General features: G+C 67.3%; 21 protein-coding genes and 7 pseudogenes. 21 read left to right on the top strand and 7 right to left on the bottom strand.

Annotated features, from left to right (window positions below; genetic code table 11):
* Positions 1-44: 44 nt before the first annotated feature.
* From CN538_RS04155 to CN538_RS04135, 8 genes and pseudogenes are all read left to right on the top strand, one after another.
* Positions 45-716 (top strand): hypothetical protein, encoded by a 672-nt coding sequence (locus tag CN538_RS04155; RefSeq protein WP_207233630.1) that lies wholly within the window; start codon positions 45-47, stop codon positions 714-716.
* 212 nt (positions 717-928) lie between these two features.
* On the top strand, positions 929-1,153 hold the full coding sequence (locus CN538_RS20785; RefSeq protein WP_207233629.1) for a hypothetical protein: 225 nt from the start codon (positions 929-931) through the stop codon (positions 1,151-1,153).
* Positions 1,084-1,737 carry an ABC transporter permease gene (locus CN538_RS04150; RefSeq protein WP_207233628.1) on the top strand — a complete coding sequence of 218 codons (654 nt, stop codon included), beginning with the start codon at positions 1,084-1,086 and terminating at the stop codon, positions 1,735-1,737. Before CN538_RS20785 ends, CN538_RS04150 begins: the two co-directional genes overlap by 70 nt.
* Positions 1,679-2,350 carry an ABC transporter ATP-binding protein gene (locus tag CN538_RS20780; protein WP_340638257.1) on the top strand — a complete coding sequence of 224 codons (672 nt, stop codon included), beginning with the start codon at positions 1,679-1,681 and terminating at the stop codon, positions 2,348-2,350. The genes CN538_RS04150 and CN538_RS20780 overlap by 59 nt, the downstream gene beginning before the upstream one ends.
* Entirely contained in the window at positions 2,239-2,799 is a 561-nt protein-coding gene (locus CN538_RS20775; protein ID WP_207233626.1) for an ABC transporter ATP-binding protein, read from the top strand. Before CN538_RS20780 ends, CN538_RS20775 begins: the two co-directional genes overlap by 112 nt.
* Before the next feature lie 49 nt (positions 2,800-2,848).
* Positions 2,849-3,073: pseudogene (locus CN538_RS25940) on the top strand (PHP domain-containing protein); the annotation flags it as partial.
* Positions 3,074-3,101: 28 nt separating this feature from the next.
* Entirely contained in the window at positions 3,102-3,773 is a 672-nt protein-coding gene (locus CN538_RS21940; RefSeq protein WP_242495561.1) for a CehA/McbA family metallohydrolase domain-containing protein, read from the top strand.
* Between the two features lie 281 nt (positions 3,774-4,054).
* The gene (locus CN538_RS04135; protein ID WP_242495560.1) at positions 4,055-5,428 is read left to right on the top strand and encodes a methyl-accepting chemotaxis protein; all 1,374 of its coding nucleotides are present in this window, start codon (positions 4,055-4,057) and stop codon (positions 5,426-5,428) included.
* Positions 5,429-5,707: 279 nt separating this feature from the next.
* On the opposite strand, the gene CN538_RS04130 is transcribed toward CN538_RS04135, so the two are convergent.
* The 3 genes from CN538_RS04130 to CN538_RS04120 form a co-directional block, all read right to left on the bottom strand.
* Positions 5,708-6,898, bottom strand: coding sequence for a tripartite tricarboxylate transporter permease (locus CN538_RS04130; protein WP_242495752.1), 1,191 nt, complete (start codon positions 6,896-6,898; stop codon positions 5,708-5,710).
* Between the two features lie 224 nt (positions 6,899-7,122).
* Positions 7,123-7,632 (bottom strand): hypothetical protein, encoded by a 510-nt coding sequence (locus CN538_RS25935; protein ID WP_422917542.1) that lies wholly within the window; start codon positions 7,630-7,632, stop codon positions 7,123-7,125.
* Positions 7,633-7,747: 115 nt separating this feature from the next.
* Entirely contained in the window at positions 7,748-8,746 is a 999-nt protein-coding gene (locus tag CN538_RS04120; protein WP_106418643.1) for a tripartite tricarboxylate transporter substrate binding protein, read from the bottom strand.
* Positions 8,747-8,963: 217 nt separating this feature from the next.
* Here CN538_RS04120 and CN538_RS04115 point away from each other — a divergent pair, with 217 nt between their 5' ends.
* The 11 genes and pseudogenes from CN538_RS04115 to pcaG all read left to right on the top strand — a co-directional run bounded on the left by CN538_RS04115 (position 8,964) and on the right by pcaG (position 19,734).
* Entirely contained in the window at positions 8,964-9,830 is an 867-nt protein-coding gene (locus tag CN538_RS04115; RefSeq protein ID WP_106418642.1) for a shikimate dehydrogenase family protein, read from the top strand.
* A gap of 42 nt (positions 9,831-9,872) precedes the next feature.
* Positions 9,873-10,754, top strand: a pseudogene (locus tag CN538_RS21930) (lyase family protein); the annotation flags it as partial.
* Between the two features lie 70 nt (positions 10,755-10,824).
* The gene (locus tag CN538_RS21925; RefSeq protein ID WP_242495850.1) at positions 10,825-11,283 is read left to right on the top strand and encodes a lyase family protein; all 459 of its coding nucleotides are present in this window, start codon (positions 10,825-10,827) and stop codon (positions 11,281-11,283) included.
* Positions 11,284-11,542: 259 nt separating this feature from the next.
* Positions 11,543-12,363: pseudogene (locus CN538_RS04105) on the top strand (CoA transferase subunit A).
* The gene (locus tag CN538_RS04100; protein WP_106418641.1) at positions 12,363-13,154 is read left to right on the top strand and encodes a CoA-transferase subunit beta; all 792 of its coding nucleotides are present in this window, start codon (positions 12,363-12,365) and stop codon (positions 13,152-13,154) included. The pseudogene CN538_RS04105 and the gene CN538_RS04100 overlap by 1 nt, the downstream one beginning before the upstream one ends.
* A pseudogene (gene pcaF, locus CN538_RS04095) lies at positions 13,151-14,355 on the top strand (3-oxoadipyl-CoA thiolase). Before CN538_RS04100 ends, pcaF begins: the two are co-directional and overlap by 4 nt.
* Positions 14,356-14,406: 51 nt before the next feature.
* Positions 14,407-15,717, top strand: coding sequence for a short-chain fatty acid transporter (locus CN538_RS04090; RefSeq protein ID WP_106418640.1), 1,311 nt, complete (start codon positions 14,407-14,409; stop codon positions 15,715-15,717).
* A gap of 405 nt (positions 15,718-16,122) precedes the next feature.
* Positions 16,123-17,151, top strand: a complete 1,029-nt coding sequence (locus CN538_RS04085; protein ID WP_340638316.1) for an alpha/beta fold hydrolase — start codon at positions 16,123-16,125, stop codon at positions 17,149-17,151.
* Between the two features lie 87 nt (positions 17,152-17,238).
* Entirely contained in the window at positions 17,239-18,210 is a 972-nt protein-coding gene (locus CN538_RS04080; RefSeq protein WP_106418639.1) for a LysR substrate-binding domain-containing protein, read from the top strand.
* A 55-nt stretch (positions 18,211-18,265) separates the two neighbouring features.
* Positions 18,266-19,021 (top strand): annotated as a pseudogene (locus CN538_RS04075) (dioxygenase family protein); the annotation flags it as partial.
* 80 nt (positions 19,022-19,101) lie between these two features.
* Positions 19,102-19,734: a protocatechuate 3,4-dioxygenase subunit alpha gene (gene pcaG / locus CN538_RS04070; RefSeq protein ID WP_106418638.1), complete on the top strand. Its 633-nt coding sequence runs from the start codon at positions 19,102-19,104 to the stop codon at positions 19,732-19,734.
* A 52-nt stretch (positions 19,735-19,786) separates the two neighbouring features.
* Here pcaG and codB read toward each other — a convergent pair.
* Both codB and CN538_RS04060 read right to left on the bottom strand, forming a co-directional pair.
* A pseudogene (gene codB / locus CN538_RS04065) lies at positions 19,787-21,058 on the bottom strand (cytosine permease).
* Positions 21,059-21,359: 301 nt separating this feature from the next.
* Positions 21,360-22,256 carry a helix-turn-helix domain-containing protein gene (locus CN538_RS04060; RefSeq protein ID WP_106418637.1) on the bottom strand — a complete coding sequence of 299 codons (897 nt, stop codon included), beginning with the start codon at positions 22,254-22,256 and terminating at the stop codon, positions 21,360-21,362.
* Between the two features lie 184 nt (positions 22,257-22,440).
* Between CN538_RS04060 and pobA the strand changes: the two are divergent.
* Positions 22,441-23,626, top strand: a pseudogene (gene pobA / locus CN538_RS04055) (4-hydroxybenzoate 3-monooxygenase).
* On the opposite strand, the gene CN538_RS04050 reads toward pobA, so the two are convergent.
* Together CN538_RS04050 and CN538_RS04045 are read right to left on the bottom strand one after the other, a co-directional pair.
* Positions 23,608-25,161 carry a sodium:solute symporter family protein gene (locus CN538_RS04050; protein ID WP_207233623.1) on the bottom strand — a complete coding sequence of 518 codons (1,554 nt, stop codon included), beginning with the start codon at positions 25,159-25,161 and terminating at the stop codon, positions 23,608-23,610. The pseudogene pobA and the gene CN538_RS04050 overlap by 19 nt on opposite strands.
* Positions 25,162-25,317: 156 nt before the next feature.
* Positions 25,318-25,557, bottom strand: a complete 240-nt coding sequence (locus tag CN538_RS04045) for a hypothetical protein (protein WP_035472128.1) — start codon at positions 25,555-25,557, stop codon at positions 25,318-25,320.
* A 220-nt stretch (positions 25,558-25,777) separates the two neighbouring features.
* Between CN538_RS04045 and CN538_RS04040 the strand changes: the two genes are divergently transcribed.
* Positions 25,778-26,197 (top strand): thiol-disulfide oxidoreductase DCC family protein, encoded by a 420-nt coding sequence (locus CN538_RS04040; protein ID WP_106418636.1) that lies wholly within the window; start codon positions 25,778-25,780, stop codon positions 26,195-26,197.
* Positions 26,198-26,373 lie beyond the last annotated feature (176 nt).

Here is a 26,373-nt window from a genome sequence, read left to right as displayed (position 1 = left end):
TGGCGCACCGCCTTCTCCAGGTGCGGGCAGACGGGGCGAACCTGATGGGGTCGCCGCTGTGGCGCTGGCTGGGCCTGCTGCCGTTCGCGCTGTTCGTGCTGCTGTTTCTGGTGCTGCCGGTGCTCTATCTGGTGCAGGGGGCTTTTCAGACCCCGCAGGGGCAGTTCACCTTCGACAACCTGCGCGCGCTGGCGTCGCCGACGATCGCCAGCGCCTACTCGCTGTCGATCCGCCTCAGCCTGGTCTCCGCCGGGCTGGGTGCGCTCGGTGGGCTGCTGGTCTGCTATGCGCTGGTGCATGGCGGCCTGCCGTCCTGGCTGCGGCATGCCTTCACTACCTTCTCCGGCGTGGCCTCCAACTTCGCCGGCGTGCCGCTGCATTCGCGTTCATTGCCACACTCGGGCGGCTGGGGCTGGTCACCGTACTGCTGCGTGATCTGTTCGGGATCAACCTCTACGCCAGCGGCTTCAGCCTTTCTCCTTCTGGGGGCTGGCGCTGACCTATCTCTATTTTCAGCTGCCATTGATGCTGCTGATCATCACTCCGGCGATGCAGGGGCTCAAGCGCGAGTGGCAGGAGGCGGCCGAGAGCCTCGGCGCCAGCCGCCCCAGTATTGGCGCCGGGTCGCGCTGCCGGTGCTGACGCCGTCGGTGCTGAGCTGTTTCATGCTGTGTTCGCCAACGCCTTCGGGACCCTGGCGACGGTGGTGGCGTTGACTGGTGCCAACTTCCCGGTGGTGCCGATCCTGCTGTTCCAGCAGATCGCGGCAACGTGCTCTACAACAATCTCGGTTTCGCCCTGGCACTGGGGATGGTGGCGATCATGGTGGTGACCAATCTGCTCTACTTCGTGCTGCGCGCCCGCGCCGAGCGGTGGCAGCGATGAGGCTCGGCAAGGGGGCGCCCGTGACACGCTGGCCACTGCTGTCGTGGAGCATGTGCTGCTGGCGGCGGGCTACTTCCTGCTGCCGCTGTATGCCACCTTCCAGTTCTCGCTGGGCATGCAGCGCGGCGAGCTCAGCTTCGCCGCCTATCACTGGCTGTCGGCAGCGATCGCTTCCTCGATAGCCTCTCCTATTCGGCGGTGGCTTCGCTGCTGGCCATTCTGGCGGGGACGCTGCTGGTGGTGCCGACGGTCTACTGGGTGCGGCTGAAACTGCCGCAGGCGCGTGGCGTCGTCGAGTTCGCCAGCCTGCTGCCGCTGATCATTCCGCCGATCGTGGTGGTGTTCGGCTATATGCGTCTTTACGGCGATGGCTCGTGGCTACCGCTGACCACCAGCGATGGGCGCCTCGATCTGCTGCTGGTGATCGGCTATGTGGTGCTCGCGCTGCCCTACATGTTCCGTGCCGTCGATACCGGGATGGCGGCCATCGATATCGTCACCCTGACCGAGGCGGCGGAGAGTCTCGGCGCCTCACGCTGGCGTATCGTCGTCAGCGTGATCTTTCCCAACGTGCGTTCGGCGATCGTGGCCGGCGCCTTCCTGACGCTGTCGATCTCGCTGGGCGAGTTCGTCATGGCGAGTCTATTGAGCCGCCCCGCCTTCGGCCCCTATCTGGTGCAGATGGGGCAGGACTACGCCTACCAGCCGGCGGCGCTGGCGATCCTGGCCTTCGTCATCACCTGGGTGTGCATGGCACTGATGCAGTTCTTTGCGCTGCGCAAGCCGGGGCAGCGTGTGCTGCCGCGGCTATGGGCAGGGCGCGCGACCAAGAAGGAACGGGAAGTCTCATGAGTTTTTTGCAATTGCAGGCCTGGGCAAGCGCTTTGGCGAGCATACCGCCGTCGCCGGGTTCGATCTCGAGGTGGAGCAGGGGGAGTTCATCGCCTTCCTCGGCCCCTCCGGCTGCGGCAAGACCACGGTCCTGCGCATGATTGCCGGCTTCGAGACGCCCTCCGCCGGCGTGATCCGTATCGGTGACGAGGAGGTGACCCGGCTGCCGGCCAATCGCCGGCATATCGGCATGGTCTTCCAGAGCTATGCGCTGTTTCCCAACATGAGCGTCTACGACAACGTCGCCTTCGGGTTGAAGATCGCCGGCATGGCCAAGCGCGAGATCGACGCCCGGGTGCGCGAGATGCTGGCGCTGATCGATCTCGAGCCGCTGGCGGGGCGCTATGCGTATCAGATGTCGGGCGGCCAGCAGCAGCGTGTCGCCCTGGCCCGCGCGCTCGCACCGCGCCCCGGGTGCTGCTGCTGGACGAGCCGCTGTCGGCGCTGGATGCCCGTATCCGCGTGGCGCTGCGCGACGACATTCGCCGCATCCAGCGCGAGCTGGGCATCACCACGGTCTTCGTCACCCACGACCAGGAGGAGGCGCTGTCGATCTCCGATCGCGTGGTGGTGATGCATCAGGGGCGCGCCGACCAGATCGGCTCGCCGGCGCAGATCTACAACCGCCCGGCGACACGCTTCGTGGCCAATTTCGTCGGCACCCTCAACACCTTCGAGGCGCGCGTGGTGGCCCCGAGCGAGGCGCTCGTCGAGATGGCCGGTCAGCGCTTCTGCGTGCCGGCCCTTGGGCAGCGTGCGGCGATTGCGGCGGGTGACACCATCACCCTGGCCCTGCGTCCGGAAACGCTGGGCATCCACGCGCACGGCGCCGACGACGTCACCCTCGATGGCGAGGTGCTCGACTGCCGCTTTCTGGGCTCGGTGATCCGCGTCCAGGCCGAGGTGGCGGGCCAGCGGGTCGCCTGCGACATCTTCAATCAGGCCGGGACGCTCGAGCCGCGCCCGGGAGAACGCATCGCGGTGCATTTTTCCGCCGGCGACGTCCTGCTGCTCGACGACTGATCCCATACGCCCGTGCGCGCCCACGCGTCGATGACTAGAGAGAGTTCCCGTGAGACCGACTGCCTTCTCCCGCCCTGGCCGCTTCTATCGCGGCAACCTGCATACCCACTCGACGTTCTCTGACGGTGCCCTGGACGCCGCCGAGGTCTGCCGACGCTATCGCGCCGAGGGGTACGATTTCATCGCCCTGACCGATCACTTCATCGGCATGTACGACTATCCCGTCACGGATACGCGCGCCATGCGTGACGAGGGCTTCACCACGCTGCTCGGTGCCGAGCTGCACAGCGGGGCGATGGGCAATGGCGAACTCTGGCATCTGCTGGCAGTGGGGCTGCCCGCTGGATTTCGCGCCTTCCCACACGCCGAGCTTTCAGCCGGTCGATGGCCAGGAGAGTGGCCCCGAACTCGCCGCCAGGGCACGTCAGGCCGGTGCCTTCGTGGCCATCGCGCATCCCCAGTGGTCGGGGCTGACGCTGGACGACGCGCGCACCATCGAGGCGGCGCATGCGGTGGAGATCTACAACCATGGCTGTGCCAGGGGCTGCGATCGCGGCGACGGCATGGCGATCGCCGATCTGCTGTTGACCGAAGGGCGACGGCTCAGCCTGATCGCCACCGACGATGCGCACTTCACCGAACCGGATCACTTCGGCGGCTGGGTGGAGGTGAAGGCCGAGGCGAATACGCCGGAGTTGCTGCTGGAAGCGCTCAAGCGCGGTGACTTCTACGCGACCCAGGGCCCACGTTTCGAGGACATCGTCGTCGAGGACGAGGCGGTCGAGGTCGCCTCCTCGGCGGTGTGCACGGTCATCGTCCAGGCCTCGGGCACGGCGGCCAGTGCGATGCACGGCCACTCGATGACACGGACCCGCCTACCGCTGGCGCGCTTTGCCCGGCGAGACTGGATCCGCGTGACGCTGATCGATGCCGCCGGCCGTCGCGCCTGGAGCAATCCCATCTGGCGTGAGTGAGCACCGCGGCCGCCGCTGACGCAGCGCGCGTCGTCAGGCGGCCGTCTCCCGGCGCAGCAGACGCTCGAGCGGTGGCTGGATAAGCAGCAGGTAGTGCCTCGATTAATACTTTAGTATTAGTCCGGTGTCATGCTGCCCCTGCAGCGGCACCGCAAGGGAACATACTGAGCTAATAAGAGAGACTACCTAAAATGAGTACTGCCGTTATTCCGTCGACCGGCGTCGATGCCCATCCCGTGTCACCAGATTCACGTACCGCTGCGCGAACGGGGCTCTCTGCTATGACGCTGCGTCGCCAACGCCTGCTGGGGGTGGCCATTCTATGGCTGATTCTGGCCGTCATGATTGGCATCAATGCGTTGCAAAGCCGTGCTCAGCTTTACGCCGAACGCGAACAGCGCATGATCACCGCCGTGGATATCGGGTTGTCCACGCTGGCGCACTACCACAAGCTTGCCGAAGAGGGGCGGCTCTCCGAGCAGGAAGCGAAGCGGCAAGCCTTCGACACGCTGCGCGATGTGCACTTTGGAAAGAACAATAACTACCTATTCGCCTTCAGCGGCGACCTGCACATGCTGGCTCACCCCAAGCGGGAGACGGGCCAGGATCTCTCCCAGGTCAAAGACCCCAATGGCATGCCGATCTATAGAACCATCCTGGACAACACCCGGCCAACAGGGAGCAGCTTTACCGAATACGTCTCCAATTTCGCCCGCGGCGGCGATGCCAAGCCGAAGGTGCGTGCCTATGCCGCCGCTTTCACCCCTTGGGATGCCTACGTGGCGAGCGGGGTTTTCGTCGGCGACGTGAACGGCACCATCATGCGCGAGATTGTGAAGACCATTCTGGTGGGCATCGTCGCGGGCGCCCTGGCGACCCTGGCATTCTGGGGCATGATCTCGCTCATTCTGCGTCGGCTGGGCGGAGAACCCCAGTACGCAGCGGGGCTGGTAGCGCGCATTGCCAGAGGGGATTTGACTGCGCCCATCACACTTCGCCCTAACGACCAGAGCAGCCTGCTGTATGACATTCGCCAGATGCGCGACAAGCTCCACGAGGCCATGCAGGAGATCCACGCCACCAGCTCGGCGGTCGACCATAGCGCAGGCGACATCGCGACCAGCAACCAGGAGCTCTCGTCGCGCACCGAAGAGCAGGCCGCCGCGCTTCAGCAGACGTCTTCCAGCATGGAGGAGGTGACCGCCACGGTGCGCCAGACCGCCGATAGCGTCGAGCAGGCCAAGGGGCTGGTGAGTGGTGCCAGCGACACCTCCCAATCAGGCCAGAAGACCATTGGCGATGCGGTGGTGTCCATGCAGGCGATCAGCGCGGAAGCGGACAAGATCAGCGATATCGTCACGCTGATCGATAGCATCGCGTTCCAGACCAACATTCTCGCGCTCAACGCCTCCGTCGAGGCCGCCCGGGCAGGGGAGCATGGACGTGGCTTTGCGGTGGTGGCAGCAGAAGTGCGCCAGCTCGCCAACCGTTCGGCCACCGCCGCGCAAGAGATCAAGGGGCTGATCGAGGCCTCGAATGCCCAGGTGAGTAACGGGGCTGCGTTGGTGGATGCCGCCAAACAGCGCATGCAGGATATCGATCAGAGCATTCAGCGGGAACGACCTGTTTGCCGAGATCACCGCCGCCACCCATGAACAGACGCGCGGCATCGAGCAGATCAATGTCGCCATTGCCCAGCTCGACCAGGCCACCCAAGACAACGCCTCCATGGTGCAGCAGACTGCCAACTCAGCCCACGACCTGAAGCAGCGCTCCCTGTCGCTCAGTCGCGTCGTTGGCCACTTCACGCTGAAGGCATAAGCACCGCGGCCGCCGCCGACGCTGACACAGCGTGCGTCGTCAGGCGGCCTTCTCCCGGCGCAGCAGACGCTTGAGCGGCGAGTGGCCGAGCAGCAGAAAGAGCACCGCCAGGGTCAGCACCAGCGACAGCGGGTGGGGAACAGCTCGCTGACGAAGGCGGCGCTGTCGTTGCCCACCGAGGCCATTGCCTGGCGGTAGGACTTGTCCATCAGCGGGCCCAGGATCACGCCCAGGATCACCGGTCCCATCTGGAAGCGGTACACCTTCATGAAGTAGCCAAGCAGGCCGAAGCCGAGCATCCAGTAGACTTCGGTCATGCTGCCGTTTAGCGAGTAGGTGCCGACCACGCAGAGCACCAGGATCAGCGGAATCAGTATCGCCTTGGGTAGTTCCACCACCTTGGCGAAGAGCTTGATGCCGGTGAGCCCGAACAGCAGCAGGAACAGATTGGCCAGCGCCAGATTGCCCACGGTGAACCAGAAGATGTAGGGCGTCTCGATCATCAGCATCGGGCCGGGGTTGAGGCCGTGAATGGTCAGCGCACCGATGATGATCGCGGTCACCGCGTCGCCCGGCATGCCCAGCGTCAGCATCGGCACATAGGCCCCGCCCACGGCGGCGTTGTTGGCGGTCTCCGGGGCCACCAGGCCTTCGTAGGCACCCTCGCCGAACGGCTTGCTCGGCTTCTTCACCGTGCGCTTGGCATGGTCGTAGGCGAACAGCGAGGCGATATCGCCGCCGGTGCCGGGCAGGGCGCCGACGATCACCCCGATCAACGAGGTGCGAATCGACAGCGGCAGAAACCTCAGCACCAGACTCAGCGACGGCAGGATCTTGTCCACCTTCTGGCGCACCGGCGTGGCGTCGAGCTGGTGCAGCTGGAAGAACGCCTCGGCGACCCCGTACATGCCGATCATCACCACCACGTAGTGGATGCCGCCCATCAGCTGCATGCTGCCCAGGGTGAAGCGCGTGTCGGCGGTCACTGGGTCGAGGCCGACCAGGCCGATCACCGCGCCCAGGGCGGCGGCGAAGATCCCGCGGGAGAGTGATTCGGCGGCCAGGCTGCCGACCAGTAGCAGGCCCAGCGCGGCGATCAGGAAGTAGTCGCGCGGGGCGAACTCGAGGGCCATGTCGGCCAGATAAGGGGCGACGCTGGCCAGCACCAGGGTGCCGAGCAGGCCGCCGATCACCGACATCACCGTGCTCAGGCCGATGGCGCGCCCGGCTTCTCCCTGCTGGGCCAGCGGGTAGCCGTCGAAGGCGGTGGCCACCGACGACGGCGCGCCGGGGATGTTGAGCAGGATCGCGGTCCGCGAGCCGCCGTAGACGCCGCCGGTATAGATGCCGACGATCAGCCAGGGCGTCGTTGACGTCCCAGGAGAAGGTGAAGGAGATCAGAATCGACGTCGCCATGGTGACCGAGAGACCGGGAATGGCGCCGACATAGATGCCGGCCAGGGTGCCCACCGCGGTCAGGATCAGCAGCGAGGGATCGAGCCAGGACATCAGAAAGAAAGAAAGGGTATCACCCATGGAAAACCTCGTTGGCGAGACGCTGGCGGTTCAGGGGAGATAGACCTGGAACAGCAGTGTGAACAGCGCATAGATCACCGCGGTGATCAGCACGGTGACGAGCACGGCGCTGAGCCAGTGGCCGCGCCGCAGACAGAGCTGGGCGATGAGCAGGAACAGTGCCGTGGCAGCGATGAAGCCGAGTGCCGGCAGGGGCCAGCAGATAGCCCACGGCGAGCAGCGAGAACAGCACCACCGGCAGCGGGAAGTGGGTGGCGAGGAACTGGCGCAGTTCACCGAGGGCACCGCCGGCCGCGGGGCGCGGATGGTGGCGCTGGCCGAGCAGGATCGAGAGCATGGTGACGATCATGATCGCCCCCAGCAGCAGCGGAAAGGCGCCCGCCGAGTTGGGTAGATCGAAGCCGGAGATGCGGTAGGCCTCGTAGAACACGCCGGCGCTGAACAGCAGCAGCAGCAGATTGAAGGCGCGCTCGCCGGCCTTCAGGGGAGGAGGGTGAGACATGCGACACTCCAGATCGGCGGCGTTCGGTGCCGTCGAGGGTGGGCAGAATGGCGCGCCGCTCCGCGGTCATTGACAGCGGTGCGGCGCGCGCGGATCGCGCGGATCGCGCGGCGTATCAGGGCTTGGGAATGCCCACGCTCTCCGGCGAGACCTTGGCCGAGCCGGCCTTCTGCAGGGCCCAGGCGGTCACCGACTGCCAGCGTTTCAGGAACTTCTCCGCCTCTTCACCGCGCAGGTTGAGCGACTTGGCGCTGTTGTCGAACAGGAAGCGCTGGAACTGCTCGTTGGCCACACCCTTGGCATAGGCGTCGCTCAGGGTATCGACGATCGCGTCGGGCGTATCCTTGCGCACCGCCACGGCCCAGAACGGCCCCCATGGCAGATAGGCGGCGATCTTCGGCAGCGCCTGGGTGATCGGTGGGGTATTCGGCAGGCCGTCGATCGGCTCGCGAGTGAACACCGCCAGACCCTTGAGCCGGCCGGCCTTGATCTGCTCCTTGGCCGCAGCCAGGCTCAGCGGCATGAAGTCGATATGATCGCCGAGCATGGCGGTGATGCCGGGGCCGTCGCCGCCGAAGGTGACGCTGCGCACCTTGAGACTATCGACTGCGTTGATCATCGCCAGCAGGGTGCTGGGCAGGCCGCCGGCACCGGTGTCGCCCATGCGCAGCTCGTCCGGATGCTGATGAGCGTAGTCGAGCAGATCCTGGAAACTGTCGAACGGGCTGTCGGCGGGGGCAGCAATCACCACCAGGCCCTGGGCGATGACGTTGATCGGCTGCATGTCGGCGTAGGTGAAATCGGCCAGGCCCATGATCGGATAGAGCTGCGGGTTCTCGGCGCCGTAGAGCACGGTGTAGCCGTCGGGGCGTTTGTGCATCACCGCGTTCATGCCGATTACGCCGGTACCGCCTGGGCGGTTGTTGAGGATGATCTTGGTGCCCAGCGCTTCCTCCACGTGCGGGGTCAGGCTGCGTGCCACGTTGTCCGTGGCGCCACCGGCGCCCCACTGGATGATGCCCTGGATGTTGTGCTCGGGGTAGTCCGCCGCGGCCAGCGAGGTCGCCGTCAGTCCAGTGGCCAGCGCCAGCGCCGTGAGGGTGTGCTTGAGCATGGGAGAAGCCTTTTGGAGATTGTCTCGGGTGTGTCAGCGTACTGTTGTTCGTTCTGCGAGTGGCGGTGCTCGGGGGGCGAGCACGCCTTGATGGCCGGCCAGCGCCGGGGCGCCCACCCACCGGGTGCCGATTATGCCTGAAAGCCGCGGCTTCCGGGTGGCCGGGTTATCATGACCCTGCGTTTATCTATCATCTTTTAGTCACGGGAACTCTCACATGCAGTTGGGCTTGATCGGCCAGGCGATTCAACACTCCAGCGCGCCCGACCTGCACCGGCGTCTCGGCCGGCTGCTCGGCCTGCCGGTAAGCTACACGCTGTTCGATGCGCTGATCGCACCACCCTCTTCGGTGAAAGCGCAGGTGGACGAGCTGCGGGCCCAGGGCTTCCGCGGGGTCAATGTCACCTATCCCTATAAGGAGCAGGCGCTGGCCCTGGCCGACAGCGCCGGTGAAGGCGCCCGGTTGGTGGGGGCCGCCAACACCCTGATCTTCGGCGCCGCCGGGGTGCACGCCGAGAACACCGACTTCACCGGCTTCGTGGCCGGCTACCGCGCCACCCTGGACGCGAGGCCCCCGGGCCGGGTGCTGATGCTCGGCAGCGGCGGGGTGGGCAAGGCGGTGGCCTTCGGGCTGGGCCAGCTCGGCGCCGAGGAGATTCTGCTGCTGGACCTCGACCGCGCCAAGGCCGACTCCCTGGCGGACCAGCTCGCGGCGGCTGGATTCGCCGCGCGGGCGGTGGCGCCCGAGGCTCTCGCTGCGCTGGCCGGCGAGTGTGACGGGCTGGTCAACTGCACCCCGATCGGTCATGAGAAGAGCCCCGGCTGCCCCCTGCCCGGGTCGCTGATCCGCGCTGACCAGTGGATCTTCGATGCCGTCTACGTGCCCGCGCGCACCGAGTTCATCGCCCTGGCCGAGGCCGCCGGCGCCGCGGTGATCAGCGGGGTCAGCCTGTTCGTGTTCCAGGGCGTCGACGCCTTCAAGCTATTCTGGGGCGAACCGGCACGGGCGGCCGAGGTCGACGCTCAGACCCCGGCGCTCTATCGCCACTATCACCAGCAGTTGCTGGGCGGCGCCGGCGGGTGACTGCGGCACCGCGCTTGCCCTCGTGTCGTGCGCCGACCTAGCATGAGTGCGTATCACGAACATTCGTTCGCCACGCGATGCGCGCCGGGAGATCCCTCCATGTACGACACCCTGTTCCGCCACCCCTTCATGAGTGCCGCCGGCCTCGCCACCCTCGAGGCCAGTGAGGTCGTCGCGGCGATGCGCGAGGTGGAGCTGGCGCTGGCCGCGGAGCAGGAGGCGTGCGGCGTGCTGCCGGCGGGCACGGCGGCGGCGCTCACTGCGGCACTGCCGCTGGAGGCGTTCGATCTGACGGCGCTGGCCGCCGAGGTCGAGAACGGCGGCAATGCCGCCATCCCCTTCGTCAAACAGGCCAAGGCGCGACTGCCGGAGTCGCTGCGGCGGCATTTCCACCGCGGCGCCACCAGCCAGGATATCGTCGACTCGGCACTGATGCTGCTACTGCGCCCGCGGCTGGTGGCCATACGTGAGCATCTGGCACGCACGCGACGTGCCGCCTGCGCGCTGATGCGCGACCACCGCGCGACGCCGATGATCGGGCGCACGCTGATGCAGCAGGCGCTGCCGATCACTTTCGGTGCCAAGGTGGCGCAGTGGGCCTGGGGGCTCGAGGGCGCCGACGCGCGCCTGGCGGGGTGATAGATGGCGGGCTCTATGTGCAGTTCGGCGGCGCGGTGGGGGTGCACTCTGGGCTCGACGACCGGGGGCTCGAGATCATGGCTGGGCTCGCTGCGCGGCTCGGGCTGGCGGCCGCCGCTGCTGCCGTGGCATACCGACCGCCAGCCGCTGCTGGCGCTGATGGGGGCGCTCGACGCCGCCGCGGTGGCGGCGGAGAAGGTGGCGCTGGATATCGCCCTGCTGTGCCAGAGCGAGGTGGCCGAACTCAGTGAGCCCGCCGCCGAGGGGGTGGGCGGCTCGTCATCGATGCCGCACAAACGCAATCCGGTCGCCTGCGCGCGCATTCGCGCCGCCGCGCGTCAGGTACACGCGGCCCATGCCACCGTGGTCAACGCCGGGGCCCAGCCGCTGGAGCGCGGTCTCGGCGAGTGGCATGCGGAGTGGGCGCCGCTGCTGGATGGGGTGCTGCTGGTGGGGGGCGCTGGGGTCACTGGCGCCGCTGCTGGAGGGGCTGGAGGTCCACGTCGAGGCGATGGCGCGCAACCTGCGCCTGAGCGGCGGGGCGGTGCTGGCGGAGCCGGCGGCGGCGCGTCTGCTGGGGGAAGCGCTGCCCAGCGCGACGGCGCAGCGGATCGCCCGCGAGGCCGGCGAGACGGCGCGCCGCGAGCAGCGCGACTACGCCGAGGTGGTGCTGACCCAGCCCGAGGTGGCGGCGGCGGTGGAGGACGCAGCTCTCGATGCCGCGGCGTTGCGTACCGCGCTGACGATCGACTTATACATTGGTAGTAGCGAGGCCCAGGTCACGCGCGTGCTGATGCGCCTCGATCCCTCCTAACTTACTGTTCTAAAAGACATCGTCGACGCACTTTAGCGAGTCGGCAACGATCTCGGCGAGGCCTCCACGGAGGCCTCTTCGCGTTGTGCGATTGACCGCGGGTCACGGTGGGGATAGCGTGTTCGTATAACAAACCCTTGTTCGTAATGCGAACATTTGCCAGTGTCACTGGGGATATCGATACCCACCAGGGGCCGCGCTGGCGGTCGCTGGTTTCCCGTCACCTGACAGCCCATCACCTAACAGGGAGTCGCGCACGATGGCCGAATTCCTCTCGCTCCACGACGCCGTGGCGCGTTACGTCGAGGATGGGGCAACCCTCGCCATGGAAGGGTTCACCCATCTCATTCCGTTTGCCGCAGGGCACGAGATCATCCGCCAGGGGCGGCGCGAGCTGACCCTGATCCGCATGACCCCGGATCTGATCTTCGACCAGATGATCGGCGCCGGCTGTGCCCGTCGCCTGATCTTCTCCTGGGGCGGCAACCCCGGCGTGGGCTCGCTGCACCGCCTGCGCGACGCGGTGGAGAAGGGGTATCCGCAGCCGCTGGAGATCTTCGAGCACAGCCACGCCGCCATGGCCTGCGCCTTCGAGGCCGGCGCCGCCGGTCTGCCGCTGGCGTGCTGCTGCGCGGCTACGTGGGCAGCGACCTGCCCAAGGTCAATTCGCAGATCAAGTTCATCGAGTGCCCGTTCACTGGTGAGCGCCTGGCCGCGGTGCCGGCGGTGCGCCCTGACGTGGGTATCGTCCACGCGCAGAAGGCGGACCGCGCCGGCAACGTGCTGGTAGAGGGGATCATCGGCGTGCAGAAGGAGGTGGTGCTGGCGGCGCGCCACAGCATTGTCACCATCGAGGAGGTGGTCGATGAGCTGCAGGCGGGGCCCAACGCCTGCGTCATTCCTGGCTGGGCGATCGATGCCATCGCCGTGGCCGAGCAGGGCGCCTACCCCTCCTACGCCCATGGTTACTACCCGCGGGACAACGCCTTCTACAAGGCCTGGGATGAGATCGCCCGCGACCGCGAGGCCTTCGCCGCCTGGCTCGAGGAACATGTCTACCACGCTGGAGGAGCTGCCTGATGAGCCTCGACTACACCGCTGCGGAAATGATGACCGTCACCGCCGCCCGGGCGCTGGCCAACGGCACCACCTGTTTCGTCGGTATCGGCCTGCCCTCCGAGGCGGCCAACCTGGCGCGCCTGACCCATGCCCCGGAGGTGGTGCTGATCTACGAGTCCGGCACCCTGCAGACCAAGCCCAATGTGCTGCCGCTGTCGATCGGCGATGGCGAGCTGTGCGAGACCGCGCTGACCACCGTCTCGGTGCCGGAGATGTTCCGCTACTGGCTGCAGGGCGGGCATGTCGACGTCGGCTTCCTGGGGACCGCGCAGATCGACCGCTACTGCAATCTCAATACCACTCTGATCGGTGACTACCGCGAGCCCAAGGTGCGGCTGCCGGGTGGCGGCGGAGCCCCTGAGATCGCCACCAATGCGGGTGAAGTGTTCATCACCGTCAAGCACTCCCGGCGCACCTTCGTCGAGGCGGTGGACTTCGTCACCACGGTCGGCTTCGGACGCGACGGCCGCGCGCGTGACGGCGTGCCCAATATCGGCCGCGGCCCGACCCGGGTGATCACCGATCTGTGCGTGATGAAGCCCGATCCCGAGACCAAGGAGCTGGTGGTGGTCTCGCTGCACCCTGGCGTGACCGCCGAGCAGGTGCAGGAGGCCACCGGTTGGGAGATCCGATTCGCCGAGCGGCTCGAGACCACCCCCGAGCCCGGTGCCGAGGAGCTCAACGTGCTGCGCGAACTCAAGGCTCGCACCGCACGCCACCACGCCGGCAATGAGACGGGAGCGCAGGCATGAACGAAGTGTTTCTGTGTCGCCCGCTGCGCTCCGCGGTGGGCCGCTTCGGTGGCGCCCTGGCGAGCGTGCGCCCCGACGATCTGGCGGCGCGGCTGTTCGAGGCGGTGCTGGCGCAGCATCCGCAGCTCGATCCGGCGGCGATCGATGACGTCATCCTCGGCTGTGCCAACCAGGCCGGTGAGGACAACCGCAGCGTGGCGCGCATGGCGGCGCTGCTGGCGGGGCTGCCCACCAGCGTGCCGGGTTCCACCATCAACCGTCTGTGCGGGTCGAGCATGGACGCCATCGGCACCGCGGCGCGGGCGATCCGTGCCGGCGAGGCCGAGCTGATCCTCACCGGCGGCGTCGAGTCGATGTCGCGTGCGCCCTATGTGATCGGCAAGGCCGGCTCGCCCTATGCGCGCAATCAGCAGATGGAGGACACCACCATCGGCTGGCGCTTCGTCAATCCTCTTATGGAGAAGCGCTACGGGGTCGACTCGATGCCCGAGACCGCCGAGAACGTGGCCGAGCAGTTCCGTATTTCGCGCGAGGACCAGGACCGCTACGCCTACCGCTCGCAGCAGCTGACCGAGGCGGCGCAGGTGGCCGGCCGGCTGGGCGAGGGGATCGTGCCGATCGAGATTCCGCGGCGCAAGCAGGCGCCGCTGATCTTCGACCGCGACGAGCATCCTCGCCCCGAGACCACGCTGGAGGCGCTGGCCAAGTTGCCGACGCCGTTCCGCGAGAACGGTAGCGTCACCGCCGGCAACGCCTCCGGGGTCAACGACGGCGCGGCGGCGATGCTGGTGGCGAGCGAAGCGGCGCTCACTCGCTTCGGCTCGAACCCATCGCGCGCATTCACGGCATGGCCACCGCCGGGGTAGAGCCGCGCATCATGGGCATCGGCCCGGTGCCGGCGACGCGCAAGCTGCTCGCGCGACTCGGCCTGAGCCTCGATCGGATGGATGTGCTCGAACTCAACGAAGCCTTCGCGGCCCAGGTGCTGGCGTGTGCCCGCGAGCTCGGCGTGGCCGACGACGACCCGCGGCTCAACCCCAACGGCGGCGCCATTGCGCTGGGCCATCCGCTGGGCATGTCGGGGGCGCGCATCATCAGTTCGGCGGCCTACGAGCTGGCGCGCAGCCGCCAGCGCTTCGCGCTGTGCACCATGTGCATCGGCGTGGGGCAGGGCATCGCCACGGTGATCGAGCGGGTGTGACGCCCGCCAGCAACTACCCATAACGACAACTCGATAACAGAGGGAACCTCGATGCAAGCGGTGACGCAGTTTTCCGTGCGTCTGGTGCAGCGCTATCTGCCCAGCGCCTTCGTGCTGGCGGTGATTCTCACCGCCATCGTCTTCGTGCTCGGCATCGTGCTCGGTGAGCGTACGCCGCTCGACATGGCGCAGTACTGGGGCGAGGGCTTCTCCTCGCTGTTCAAGTTCGGCATGCAGATGGTGCTGGTGCTGCTGACCGGCTACGTGCTGGCGCTGACGCCGGTGATGCAGCGCCTGCTTGGCGCGCTCACCCGGCAGGCCTCGACGCCGCGCCAGGCGCTGGCGATCACCATCGTGGTCAGCTTCGTCTGCTACTACCTCAACTGGGGCTTCGGCATGGTTGCCGGGGCGATCCTGGCCCGCGAGATGGGGCGCCGGGTGGCGGTGCACTTCCCGCTGATCGTGGCCGCCGCCTATGGTGGCGAACTGGTACGCGGGCCCTCGACCTCGATCCCGTTGGTGATCGCCACGCCGGGCCACTTCATGGAGGATGCGATCGGCATCGTGCCGGTCTCCGAAACCCTCTACGCCAGCTGGAACATCGCCCTGACGCTGGCGCTGCTGGCCCTGCTGGTGGGCTTCTTCATGCTGCAGAAGCAGCCGGAGCAGATCGTGCGCCTGGAGGCGGCGGACCCCGCCGAGGAGGCGCCGGCCCAGCGCGGCGACGGCAGTTTCTCCGACTGGCTCGAACACAGCCGGCTGCCGACGCTGTTCCTGGGTCTGCTCGCCGCGGTCTATCTGCTCGGTGAGGTGGTCAAGGGTGACTTCAGCATCAATCTCAATACGGTCATCCTGATCTTCTTCACCCTGGGGCTGCTGCTGCACCGCAGTGCGGCGGCCTACCTGGGCGCGGTGGAGAAGGCGGTGGGCGCCGCCCGCGGGATCATCGTGCAGTTCCCGCTCTACGCCGGGATCGCCGGCATGATGACCCACGCCGATCTGGTCACCCAGTTCTCCCAGGCGATCATCTCGGTGGCCTCGCGGGAGACCTTCCCGCTGTGGACCTTCCTCTCCGCCGGGGCGGTCAACTTCTTCATCCCCTCCGGGGGTGGCCAGTGGGCAATCCAGGGGCCGATCATGATGAAGGCGGCCTACGCCCTCGGCGCCGACCCCGCGCGCACCATTATGGCGTTCACCTGGGGCGACGGCTGGACCAACCAGATTCAGCCGTTCTGGGCGCTGCCGCTGCTCGGGGTGGCCGGACTCTCGGCCCGCGACATCATGGGCTATCTGTTGATCTGGCTGGTGATCTCGGGCGTTGCCATTGCGGGGACTTTCGTCGCCCTGGCGGCTTTCGCCTAGGCACTGTCTGAAAAGGACTGCGCTCGGCAATACGGCGTTAAAAATCGGCTCACTGAACAACGTTCAGAACGTCCGTAGGACGGCCCGAAGGGCGAGCGGAGCGAGTCACATGCTCATTTACACTGCGTAAACTCCGCTCTTTCGCCTATTTTCGCCTTGTCTTGCCCACGCTCGTCGACTTTTCATACAGCGCCTATGTTCTTTACGCCAACTGCCTGCGCGCACTCGAACCAAGGAGCCTCGTCATGCCTTTCGTCACGCTCGATGACCGCACCGTCGCCTATCGTCTGCTCGGTGGCGACACCCAGCCGCTGCTGCTGCTGGCCCACCCGCTGGGGATGAGCCAGGCGGTGTGGGACAGCGTCATCACCCCGCTGACTCGACGCTTCCGCGTGCTCACCTGGGATCTGCCGGGACACGGCGCCAGCGCCGGCTGGCCCGCAGCGCGGGGCGAGATCACCCCGGCGCGCGCTGGCCGCCGAGGCCCTGGCCCTGGCCGATCTCGCCGGGGCCGAGCGTTTCCATTTCGCCGGCACCTCGATCGGCGGCGTGATCGGCCAGCAGCTGCTGAGCGCGCATCCCGAGCGGCTCTACTCGGCGACCCTGACCAACACCGGCGCGGTGATCGGCAGTGCCGAGATGTGGCAGACCCGCGCCGACCGGGTACGCAGCGAGGGGCTGGCTGCGATGAGCGCGGAGATCGTGCCGCGCTGGTTCGCGCCGGCGAGCGTCGAGGTCGACCCCGCCCTGGACGCCGGCTGGCGGGTGGCGATGTCGCGCAACGAGGCCGAGTCCTACGCGCTGATGTGCGAGATGCTCGGCCGCCACAGCTTCGTCGGGCGTCTGGGCGCCAACGCCGGTGAGGCGACGCAAGCGGTGCCGCTCACGCTGGTCGGCGGTAGCGAAGACGGCGCCACGCCACCGGCGACCCTCGCCGCGCTGGCCGAGGAGTGTGGGGCCGAGGCCCCGACGATTTTCGAGGGCGTGGGCCACGTGCCCTCGCTGGAGGCGCCGGCGCGCCTGGTGGAGTTGCTGCTGACACGGCTGTCACCGGCCGCATCCAAGGCGCAGGGCGTCGATCTCGCCACCGGCATGGAGACCCGTCAGGCGGTGCTCGGCGCGGACCACGTCGCCCGTGCCGCGCAGCAGGCGACCTCGCTGGACCGGCCGTTCCAGCAGATGATCACCCGGCTGGCCTGGGGGGAGCTGTGGAGCGATCCCGATCTCGACCATCGCGAGCGCAGCATGATCACCACCGCGATTCTCGCCGCGCTGGGGCGCGAGGAGCTGGTGCTGCATCTCAAGACCGCCAAGCGGATCGGCCTGAGCGAAGCCGAGCTGCGCCAGGTACTGATGCACGTGGCGGTCTATGCCGGGGTGCCGGCCGCCAACCACGCCTTCGGCCTGGCCAAGCAGCACGGCTGGGGCGGTTGACGCCCCCACGCGGCTGGGCTCTCATCGTGGCTGATCGCCATCCGGGCCCGCCGCGGCCCGCGTGAACCCCGCTTCAGGAGTGCCGTGATGCTCAATGCCCGGGTCAAGCTGCGTCACCTGATGGCGTTCCAGGAGGTGGCCCGGCTCAACAGCATGGCGCGGGCGGCGCAGACCCTCTCGATCACCCAGCCGGCGATGTCGAAAACCATCCGCGAGCTCGAGGAGATCGTCGGAGCGGCGCTCTTCGCCCGCAGCCCCTCGGGGGTCACGCTGACCGCGGCGGGCTCGATGCTGCTGCGCCATGCCGGCCCGGCGCTGCGCAGCCTGGATGCCGGCTTCCGCGCGGTGCACCAGACCAGCGCCCAGGCGGTGGTGCGTCTCGGCGCGCTCTCCAGCGTCGAGCAGGGGCTGCTGCCCCGGGCGCTGGTGCGGCTTGCCCAGACGCTGCCCGGGGTGCGGGTGCAGGTGACCACCGGCTCTAGCGCCTACCTGCTCTCGCGGCTGGGGCTCGGCGAGCTGGAGATGGTGGTGGGGCGGATGAGTGAGGCACGCGAGATTCGCGGGCTGCATTTCGAGCCGCTCTACCACGAGCCGCTGGTCCTGGTCGCGCGCGCCGGTCATGCGCTGGTGGCGGCGGAGGTCGATATCGATGCCGCGGCGCTGGCCGAGGCCGCCTGGGTGATTCCACCTGAGGCCACCACGCTGCGCGAGCAGGTCGAGCGCTTCTGGGTCGAGCAGGGCGGCTGGTGCCCGCCAATCGCGCTGGAGACGCTCTCGCTGTCTCTCAGCCGGCGCTACGTGCTGGCCACCGAAGCGGTGTGGGTGGCGCCACTGGATGCGGTGCGCGAGGACCTCGCCGCCGGCGTGCTGGTGCGTCTGCCGGTGGCGCTGGAGGCCCATGGCGGGGCGCTCGGCCTGTGCACCAATCTATCGCTGCCGCTGAGCGCCGGGGCCGAACAGCTGCAGGCGTGCCTGAGAGAGATTGCCGCTGAGGTGAGTGACGCTGACGTTGACGACGCCGAGGTGAACGCCGACGGTCAGACGCCTTTCGATCTTTGAGCGAACCTTGAGCGTTGACCGATCTTCGACCTTTGCCCGATATAGCCCCCCGGTTATGCCCGGGCGCGAGGCTTTCACTTGGCAGGCGGTGGTGGTGGGGGAGAATGGAGCCATCGACGAGCTGGAGAGGCCCATGCCCCACAACGACGACACGCGCTTCGTGCCCCGCGACCGCAACTGGCACCCCCCGGCCCACGCCCCCGGCTACAAGACCAGCGTGGCGCGCTCGCCGCGCCAGGCGCTGGTCAGCCTGGTCGCGCCGACGCGCTCCGAACTCGCCGGCCCCGACTTTACCCGCCTGCGCCTGGGGCCCCACGACAACGACCTGCTGCTCAACTTCCGTGAAGACCCCGCCCTGGCGGGCACGGCCGGCCTGCCCATCGGCGAGCGTATCCTGCTGTTCGGCCGCGTGGTGGATCAATTCGGCAAGCCGGTGCCGCAGACCCTGGTGGAGATGTGGCAGGCCAATGCCGGCGGCCGTTATCGGCATAAGAAGGATCGCTATCTCGCCCCGCTCGACCCCAACTTCGGCGGCGTCGGGCGCTGCCTGAGCGACGCCGACGGCTGGTACCGCTTCCGCACCATCAAGCCCGGCCCCTATCCCTGGCCCAACGACGTCAACAGCTGGCGCCCGGCGCATATCCACGTCTCGGTGATGGGGCCCTCGATCTCCACCCGGTTGATCACCCAGATGTACTTCGAGGGCGATCCGCTGATCCCGCTGTGTCCGATCGTCAACACCCTGCGCGACCCGGAGGCGGTCGCCACCATGACCGGGCGCCTCGACATGGCGCGCAGCCGCAGCATGGACTGCCTCGCCTACCGCTTCGATCTGGTGGTGCGCGGTGCGGTGCAGACCTATTTCGAGAATCAGGGGGTAAGGAGTCCGTCATGCATCAGCCCAATTCGCGCCCGCTCGCCGACACCCTGCTCAAGGAGACGGCCTCGCAGACCGCCGGGCCCTATGTGCATATCGGCCTGGCGCTGGAACTCGCCGGCCTGCCACCGCGCGATGAAGAGATCGGCCCGCGGCTCGCCGGCGACGGCGCCAAGGGCGAGCCCATCGACCTCGTCGGCCGGGTCATCGATGGCAATGGCGACACCGTACGCGATGCGCTGCTCGAGGCCTGGCAGGCCGACGCCAATGGCGAATACCAGTGCCAGTTCGATCTCGCCGCGCCCTTCAACAGCTTCGGGCGCAGCGCCGCCACCGCGGAGAACGACGGCGAGTGGCGCTTCACGACCCTCAAGCCCGGGGCGGTGGCACTGGCGGATGGCCGGCGCATGGCGCCCCACGTCAACCTGGCGATCTTCGCCCGGGGCATCAATATCCAGCTCCAGACCCGGCTCTACTTCGACGACGAGACGGACGCCAACGCCGCTTGCCCGATCCTCAACGCGATCGAATCACCGACCCGGCGCCAGACCCTGATCGCGACCCGGGAGACGCGCGAGGGACGTGCCTGCTACCGCTTCGATATCCGCCTGCAGGGCGAGGGCGAGACGGTGTTCTTCGATTTCTGACACCTGACGGTGGCATGGTCGCTCTGACATGCCGTGCCCCGGGGCCAGCCCGCTATCCCGGCACGGGGGAGTGCCATGTCATCTTGGCCGGGCTCGGCAGCGTGGCGTTGAGGGGCAGCTTCAGCAGCACGGCGTAGCTCGGGCCGCCACGATGACACCCACCAGCGGCGGGAGTAGCGGCGAGAAGTAAGCCGCCGCGGAGGCGATCGCATAGGCGGCCAGCCCGGTCCCGTTGAAGGCGGGCAGGCGGACCTCGGCCAGCGCCGGGTAGCGGCCTTTGTGGTTGAGCCAGAAGTCCGCCATGATCCGCGCGATCGGCGGGATGAAGGTGCCGAGCAGCACCAGGAACGGAATCAGCAGGTTGTACATGCCGCCCACGGCCAGCACGGTACCGATGGCGGCGCCGGTCACGGTGACCACCCGGCGCTTGTCGGTACGCAGCAGGTTGCAGCGGCCACGGCGAAGTTATAGATGGTGTTGTCCTGAGTGGTCCAGATTGAGGAACAGCATCAGTACGGCCAGCGTCACGAAGCCTTGGGCCAGCATCACATCGACGATATCCGCCTGCTGGTAGATCATCGCGCCCAGTGCCCCGGTCAGCACCATCAGGCCATTGCCGACGAAGAAGGCACCGATCGTTGCGATTACTGCAATTCTGGGGGTACGCGCGAAACGGCTCCAGTTGGTGGCCTGGGTGCCGCCGCTGATGAAGGTGCCGATCACCACGGTGATGGCGGCGGCGACGCTCATGTGCTCGCTGGGTGTCTGGCCCGCCAGGCCGGAGAGCCCGCCCACGTCCACCATACCGGTGTATAGGCTGATCAGGATGAACAGCAGCATCGCCGGCACGGCGACCCGGGACAGCAGGTCGAGCCCGCGAAAGCCGATCATCGCGGTGATGCAGAAGGCCAGGCCGAACAGCACCATCAGCGGCGTCTCCAGCGCTGCCGATAGGCCCAGTGTCTTGACCAGCACCACGGCGATGGTGGCGGTGCCCCAGGCATACCAGCCGATCTGGGTGAAGCCGAGGAGGGCGTCGGAGAGCTTGCTGCCCACCTCGCCGAAGCAGAAGCGCCCCATCAGCACCGAGTTGAGACCGCTCTTGCAAGCGATGTAGGCCAGGGCCGCGGTAGGCGCCCAGCAGCAGGTTGCCGATGAGGATCACCCACAGCAGCTGGCCGAACGAGAAGGCGCTGCCGCGGGAGCCGCCTGCCCACATGGTGGCGGTGAAGAAGGTGAAGCCGAGTAGCACGGCCGAGGTGGAGAGCAGCCCCTTGCGTTCGCTGGCGGGCACTTCGCTCAGTGGGTAATCCGAGTTTTCCATGACGTTCTCCGCATGACGTTGGCCTGAACCGGGGGATTTCCCCTCTACCTCTACCCTGTAGCAAGGCGCGTTCCACTCTCCGCCGAACGACAAAAGACGCTGCGCGATTGTCGGTCTTCGAGCGCTGGCGGATCGAAAAAGCGAGCCGTCTGCACGAGCGGCCCGCGGCGGGGCGAGTCGGGTTGGGTGTCACATGCGGTTAATGCACCATCCTGGTTCGCGAAATGCACCACTCAGGGGCGTGGGTCTACGCGTGCGGCGACAAGGAGGGTTGGCCAAGGGGATGTTCGAGCCCGGGCACTCATCTCTCAACGTGGCCGCGCTGACGAAAGGCGCGCGGTGTCATGCCGGTGCCGCGCTTGAAGAAACGGGTGAAATAGGTCGGTTCGGCGAAGCCCAGCCGCTCGCCGACCTGGGCGATGCTCTGCTGGGTATAGGTGAGTTGACGCTTGGCCTCCAGCAGCAGCCGCGCGTGCAGCAGCTGCAGGGCGCTGTGACCGGTGAGCCGCCGGCACAGCGCGTTGAGATGGGCGTCGCCGATACCCAGTTCGGCCGCCAGGTCGGGGATCGAGGGCTGTTCGGCGAAACGGGTCTCGATCAGTTGCCGATAGCGCTCGAGGTGGCGTTCGCCGCGCGCCTGACCCGATCTGGGCAGGCGCTGTCGGCGTCTGGCGCGGCGCCATAGCTGCAGCGTCACCGCGTCGAGCAGCGTCGTCAGCATCGCCTCTCGATTCTCCTGGGCGCCCCCCGGTGCGCGCCGATACTCGCTGTCCAGCAGCGCGATCAGCTGTGCCAGCGGCGTAGCCTCCGGCTGCGCCGCCAGCGGATAGTGCATGGCGGCCTCGAGCACCTCGGCCTGGGGCAGGCGCGCGTGGAGACTCGCCACCAGCGGCTGCGCCAGGGTGACGATATGCCCCTGGGTCTGGGGCGAGAAGCGAAAGCCGTGAATCACGGTGGCCGGCACGCAGATCATGGCCGGCGTGTCGGTGGCGGCCTCCAGATCGCCCAGCTGCAGCTCGACCTGGCCCTCGCGCAGCAGCAGCAGGTGCATCAGGTCGGCGTGGCGGTGCGGGCGGATATGCCAGGCATAGAGCCGGCTGCGCTCGGCGATGGTCTCGCAGTGGAGCAGGTCCGGGGTGGGCCAGTGGCGGGTCTCGCCATAGAGCTGATAGGTGGGAACGGGCGGTGAAGTCACCATGCTGATAGCCCTCGGGTCGTGGCGTGCTGGGGTCTCTCCCGGGATCAGACTAAAGTCAGGTGTCTATCCGTGGAAATGATCATTTTGGCTAGGAATCTTGCCTTATTCGAGGCTCTCCGATAGCGAACAATGGTGGTGAAAAGTGCCATTTCGGGCTGTGGCCCGCCATTGGAGGAGAGGCATCATGCGCACGCAAGTCGCGATCGTCGGCGCCGGCCCCGCCGGCCTGCTGCTGGGGCAGCTGCTGCATCGCCACGGCATCGACAACGTCATCGTCGAGCGGCGCTCGGCGGATTACGTCCTGGGGCGCATCCGTGCCGGAGTCCTCGAACAGGGTATGGTCGATCTACTGCACGAGGCCGGGGTCGGGGCACGGGTGGACGCCGAGGGCATTCCCCACGACGGTTTCGAGATGGCGCTGGGCGAGCGCCGTGTGCGCATCGATCTGGCCGCGCTGACCGGCGGCAAGCGAGTCACCGTCTACGGCCAGACCGAGGTCACCCGCGATCTGATGGCGGCCCGGCGCGAGGCCGGGCTGACCACCCTCTACGACGCCGAGGAGGTGGCGCTGCACGGCATCGAGAGCGAGTCGCCCCATCTCGAATGCCGCTACAACGGCGAGTGGATGCGCCTCGAGTGCGACTACATCGCCGGCTGCGACGGCTTCCATGGCGTCTCGCGTCAGTCGATCCCCGCGACGAGGCTCACCACCTTCGAGCGTGACTATCCGTTCGGCTGGCTGGGGCTACTCGCGCGATACCCCGCCGGTACACCATGAGCTGATCTACGCTCGCCATGAACGTGGCTTTGCGCTGTGCAGCATGCGCTCCGCCGAGCGCAGCCGCTACTACCTGCAGGTGCCCGCCGGCGAGCGGGTCGAGGCGTGGTCGGACGACCGTTTCTGGGACGAGCTGTCGCGCCGGATACCGCGGGAAGTGGCAGCGCAGCTGGTCACCGGGCCGTCGCTGGAGAAGAGCATCGCGCCGCTGCACAGTTTCGTCGCCGAGCCGATGCAGCACGGGCGGCTGTTCCTGGCCGGCGACGCCGCGCACATCGTTCCCCCCACCGGCGCCAAGGGGCTCAATCTGGCCGCCAGCGACGTGAGCGTGCTGCATCGACTGTTCGCTGCCATCTACCACCAGGGGCGCACCGATCTGATCCCGCGCTACTCGCCCACCTGCCTGCGCCGGGTATGGAAGGCCGAGCGCTTCTCCTGGTGGATGACCCGCCATCTGCACGACTTCGGCCAGACGCTCGACTTCGACGAGCGCGTGCGCCAGGCCGAGTTCGACTACAGTCTCGGCTCACGGGCCGGCCTGACCACGATCGCCGAGAACTACGTCGGCCTGCCCTACGAGACCCTGGAGTAAGGCACTGCCGTCCCGAGGAGAGCGGAGCGGGAGGGAAAGCTTGGGGCGAGGAGAGGCTGGGGGAAAGGAGAGAGAAACGAGAAGGCGTTGAGACGAACACGCCTTCGCCAGTGGCGAAGGCGTGTCCGGTAGGCGACGCGGAGGGGCGTTGGTGGGACGCGATCTGGGCACTCAGACCGCGCGGGCCGCTGTCGCCGACGGTGGGAAGGCGATGATCTCTTCGGCGCGCTCGCGCTGGGCCGGGAGGCGCCGAACAGCAGCGAGCCCGCGACGCACAGCAGCAGATTGAGCGACAGCCCCCAGAGCCCGCTGAACACCCCCAGCGGGCGGTAGCCGGCGAAGGTGAAGGCGGCCGCCAGGATAGTGCCGGCAAGCATGCCGACGAACACCGCCTGGGTGTTCAGACGCCGCCAGTAGAGGCCCAGGATCAGCGCCGGGGCGGTCTGGATCAGCACCTCGAACTTGAGCACGAAGATCTGATAGAGCGTGCCCGGCGGATACCAGGCGATCAGCACCAGCACCACCACCGCGGCGACACCGACCAGCTTGCCCACCAGGATCTTGCGGTACTCGCTGGCGTCGGGGGCGACGTAGCGGCCGTAGAGGTCGTGGGAGATGATCGAGGAGAAGGTCAAGAGCACCGAATCCGCGGTGGAGACGATCGCCGCGATCACCCCGCCGAACAGCAGCACCATGGCCCAGTAGAAGAAGGCGTTCTGGTTGGCCAGGGCGTTGGCGAGCATGCCCACCAGCTGCTCCGACTGCGCCGTGGTGAGATCGGGAAAGGCGCTGATGCCGATGATGCCGACCATGAACACCACGCCCGCGGTCAGAAACGGCATGTAGGCCATGCGGATGAACGAGCGCTTGAGAGTGCGTTCGCTACGTGCGGAGAAGATACGCTGGAAGGCGTGCGGGTAGATCGCCGCGCCGATTCCCACCAGCACCAGAAGACAGAACCAGGTGGTCAACGCCTTGCCCGTGGGGGCTCCCAACTTCTGTGGCGCGTTGGCGGCCATGGTTGCGGCGGCGCTGGGCAGCCCACCGATGTAGATCAGCGAGCCGATCAGCAGCGTGAACACCCCGAACAGCAGCGCCAGCCCCTGGATGGTGTCGGTATAGGCCACCGAGCGCATGCCACCGAGCCAGCTATAGGCGACCATGATCACGATGAAGAAGATCACCCCGATCTGATACGGAATGGTGCCGCCGGTGAGCCCCGACACCCCCTGGCCGATGGCCACGAACTGCTCCAGCAGATAGTTGCCGAGGCCGTAGAGCATGAGGATGGCGGCGAGCACGCTGACCCGCTTGGAGCGGAAGCGCAGATCGATCCAGTCCACCGGCGTGAGCAGACTGAAGCGCCGGCCCAGCGAGTAGAGCCGGGGGGCGAAGAACAGATACACCATGATGATCATGATGAAGAACGGCACCGATACCAGGTACTGATAGCCCAGGCGGTAGGCCGTCGGCGGATAGCCGACCACGGTGTTGCCGCTGTACTGAGTGGCGAAGAAGGTGAAGAACAGCACCATGGCGCCGAGGCCGCGCCCGCCCCAGATAGTACTCGTCGAGGCTTTCGCGCACGCCGCGGTGGCGTAGGAAGGCGAACAGCCCCACCGCCAGCATCAGGCCGCCGTAGAGCCCCAGCACCAGAATCCCTGACCAGCCGCCGAACGCGAGATCCATGCTCATCGTTCATCCTCCGTCTCGTCGGCGCCGGTATCCCACTGATAGAGCACGACCCAGGTGATGAACAGCGACAGTGCCAGCGACACCGCGATGATGATCAGCGCCCAGTAAGGGATGCCCCAGAACAGGGGTGACCAGGACCCGGCCGGGAAGTACCAGGGCGTGACCAGGGTGAAGAGCACGCCGAAGCCGATCCAGACGGCGGGCTTTTTGACCGGTTCGGTAATCCGTTTTTTCATGTGTTCCCCCGATGGCGCGTGCGTCGGCGCACGACGAATTCGACCGTGGACTATAGCCAGCGCGTTCGCACCCTGGCTATTGACGTTCGGCAAAGCGAGACTTCGCGACGGGCGAACGCATACGACCTTGGTGGAGGGTTGCGGCGGTGGGAGGCGGGTCAGGCCGCGCTGCTTCCGCTACGCTGATCGGCATCGAGAACGTTTCGACAAGGAGAGCCCCATGGCCGAGCTGACGCTGTTCTATGATGGCGCCTGCCCCCTGTGTGTCCACGAGATCAGCCATCTGCGGCGGCTGGACCGCCACCGTCGCATTCGCTTCGAGGATATCCACGCCGCCGACTTCAGCCAGCGCTGGCCCGACGTCGACCCGGCGGACGCAAGCGCGATCCTGCTCGGGTACTACCGCGGCGAGCGCCTGCGCGGGCTCGATGTCACCCATCGTGCCTGGTCGCTGGTGGGACGCGGCTGGCTTACCGCCCCGCTGCGCTGGCCGCTGATCAAGCCGCTGGCGGACCGCGTCTACCGCTGGTTTGCGCCACGCCGCTATCTACTTTCCGGCTGGCTGACCGGGCGCCAGCGCTGTGCGCCCTGCGCCAGCGGCCAGTGTCGGGCCGACGATGACGCGCCGCCGCGCGCCTGAGCTTGTCCTAAGCACTGTCTGAAAAGTACTGTGCTCGCCCATGCGGCGTTAAAAATTGGCTGGATCGCCAGCCCGGTCAAAAATGCTCATTTACAACCCGTAAACTCCGCGTTTTCGACGATTTTTGCCTTGCCTGGCCTTCGCTCGTCGACTTTTCAGACAGCACCTAGGGCGCG

Source organism: Salinicola tamaricis, from assembly GCF_003006155.1.
GTDB lineage: Bacteria > Pseudomonadota > Gammaproteobacteria > Pseudomonadales > Halomonadaceae > Salinicola > Salinicola tamaricis.
The sequence above is the reverse complement of the archived record's forward strand: the minus strand, read 5'-3'. Positions and strand labels throughout refer to the sequence as shown.

Bases quoted from the DNA above. Each gene is read 5' to 3' on its own strand.
- CN538_RS04135 (WP_242495560.1), top strand. From the start codon at position 4,055: ATGACGCTGCGTCGCCAACGCCTGCTGGGGGTGGCCATTCTATGGCTG.
- CN538_RS04120 (WP_106418643.1), bottom strand. From the start codon at position 8,746: ATGCTCAAGCACACCCTCACGGCGCTGGCGCTGGCCACTGGACTGACG.
- CN538_RS04050 (WP_207233623.1), bottom strand. From the start codon at position 25,161: ATGGTGCTGTTCTTCACCTTCTTCGCCACTCAGTACAGCGGCAACACC.
- CN538_RS04080 (WP_106418639.1), top strand. From the start codon at position 17,239: ATGCTCAATGCCCGGGTCAAGCTGCGTCACCTGATGGCGTTCCAGGAG.
- CN538_RS04090 (WP_106418640.1), top strand. From the start codon at position 14,407: ATGCAAGCGGTGACGCAGTTTTCCGTGCGTCTGGTGCAGCGCTATCTG.
- CN538_RS04040 (WP_106418636.1), top strand. From the start codon at position 25,778: ATGGCCGAGCTGACGCTGTTCTATGATGGCGCCTGCCCCCTGTGTGTC.
- CN538_RS04155 (WP_207233630.1), top strand. From the start codon at position 45: ATGGGGTCGCCGCTGTGGCGCTGGCTGGGCCTGCTGCCGTTCGCGCTG.
- pcaG (WP_106418638.1), top strand. From the start codon at position 19,102: ATGCATCAGCCCAATTCGCGCCCGCTCGCCGACACCCTGCTCAAGGAG.
- CN538_RS04060 (WP_106418637.1), bottom strand. From the start codon at position 22,256: ATGGTGACTTCACCGCCCGTTCCCACCTATCAGCTCTATGGCGAGACC.
- CN538_RS04100 (WP_106418641.1), top strand. From the start codon at position 12,363: ATGAGCCTCGACTACACCGCTGCGGAAATGATGACCGTCACCGCCGCC.
- CN538_RS04115 (WP_106418642.1), top strand. From the start codon at position 8,964: ATGCAGTTGGGCTTGATCGGCCAGGCGATTCAACACTCCAGCGCGCCC.
- CN538_RS21940 (WP_242495561.1), top strand. From the start codon at position 3,102: ATGGCGAACTCTGGCATCTGCTGGCAGTGGGGCTGCCCGCTGGATTTC.
- CN538_RS04045 (WP_035472128.1), bottom strand. From the start codon at position 25,557: ATGAAAAAACGGATTACCGAACCGGTCAAAAAGCCCGCCGTCTGGATC.
- CN538_RS25935 (WP_422917542.1), bottom strand. From the start codon at position 7,632: ATGTCTCACCCTCCTCCCCTGAAGGCCGGCGAGCGCGCCTTCAATCTG.
- CN538_RS21925 (WP_242495850.1), top strand. From the start codon at position 10,825: ATGCCACCGTGGTCAACGCCGGGGCCCAGCCGCTGGAGCGCGGTCTCG.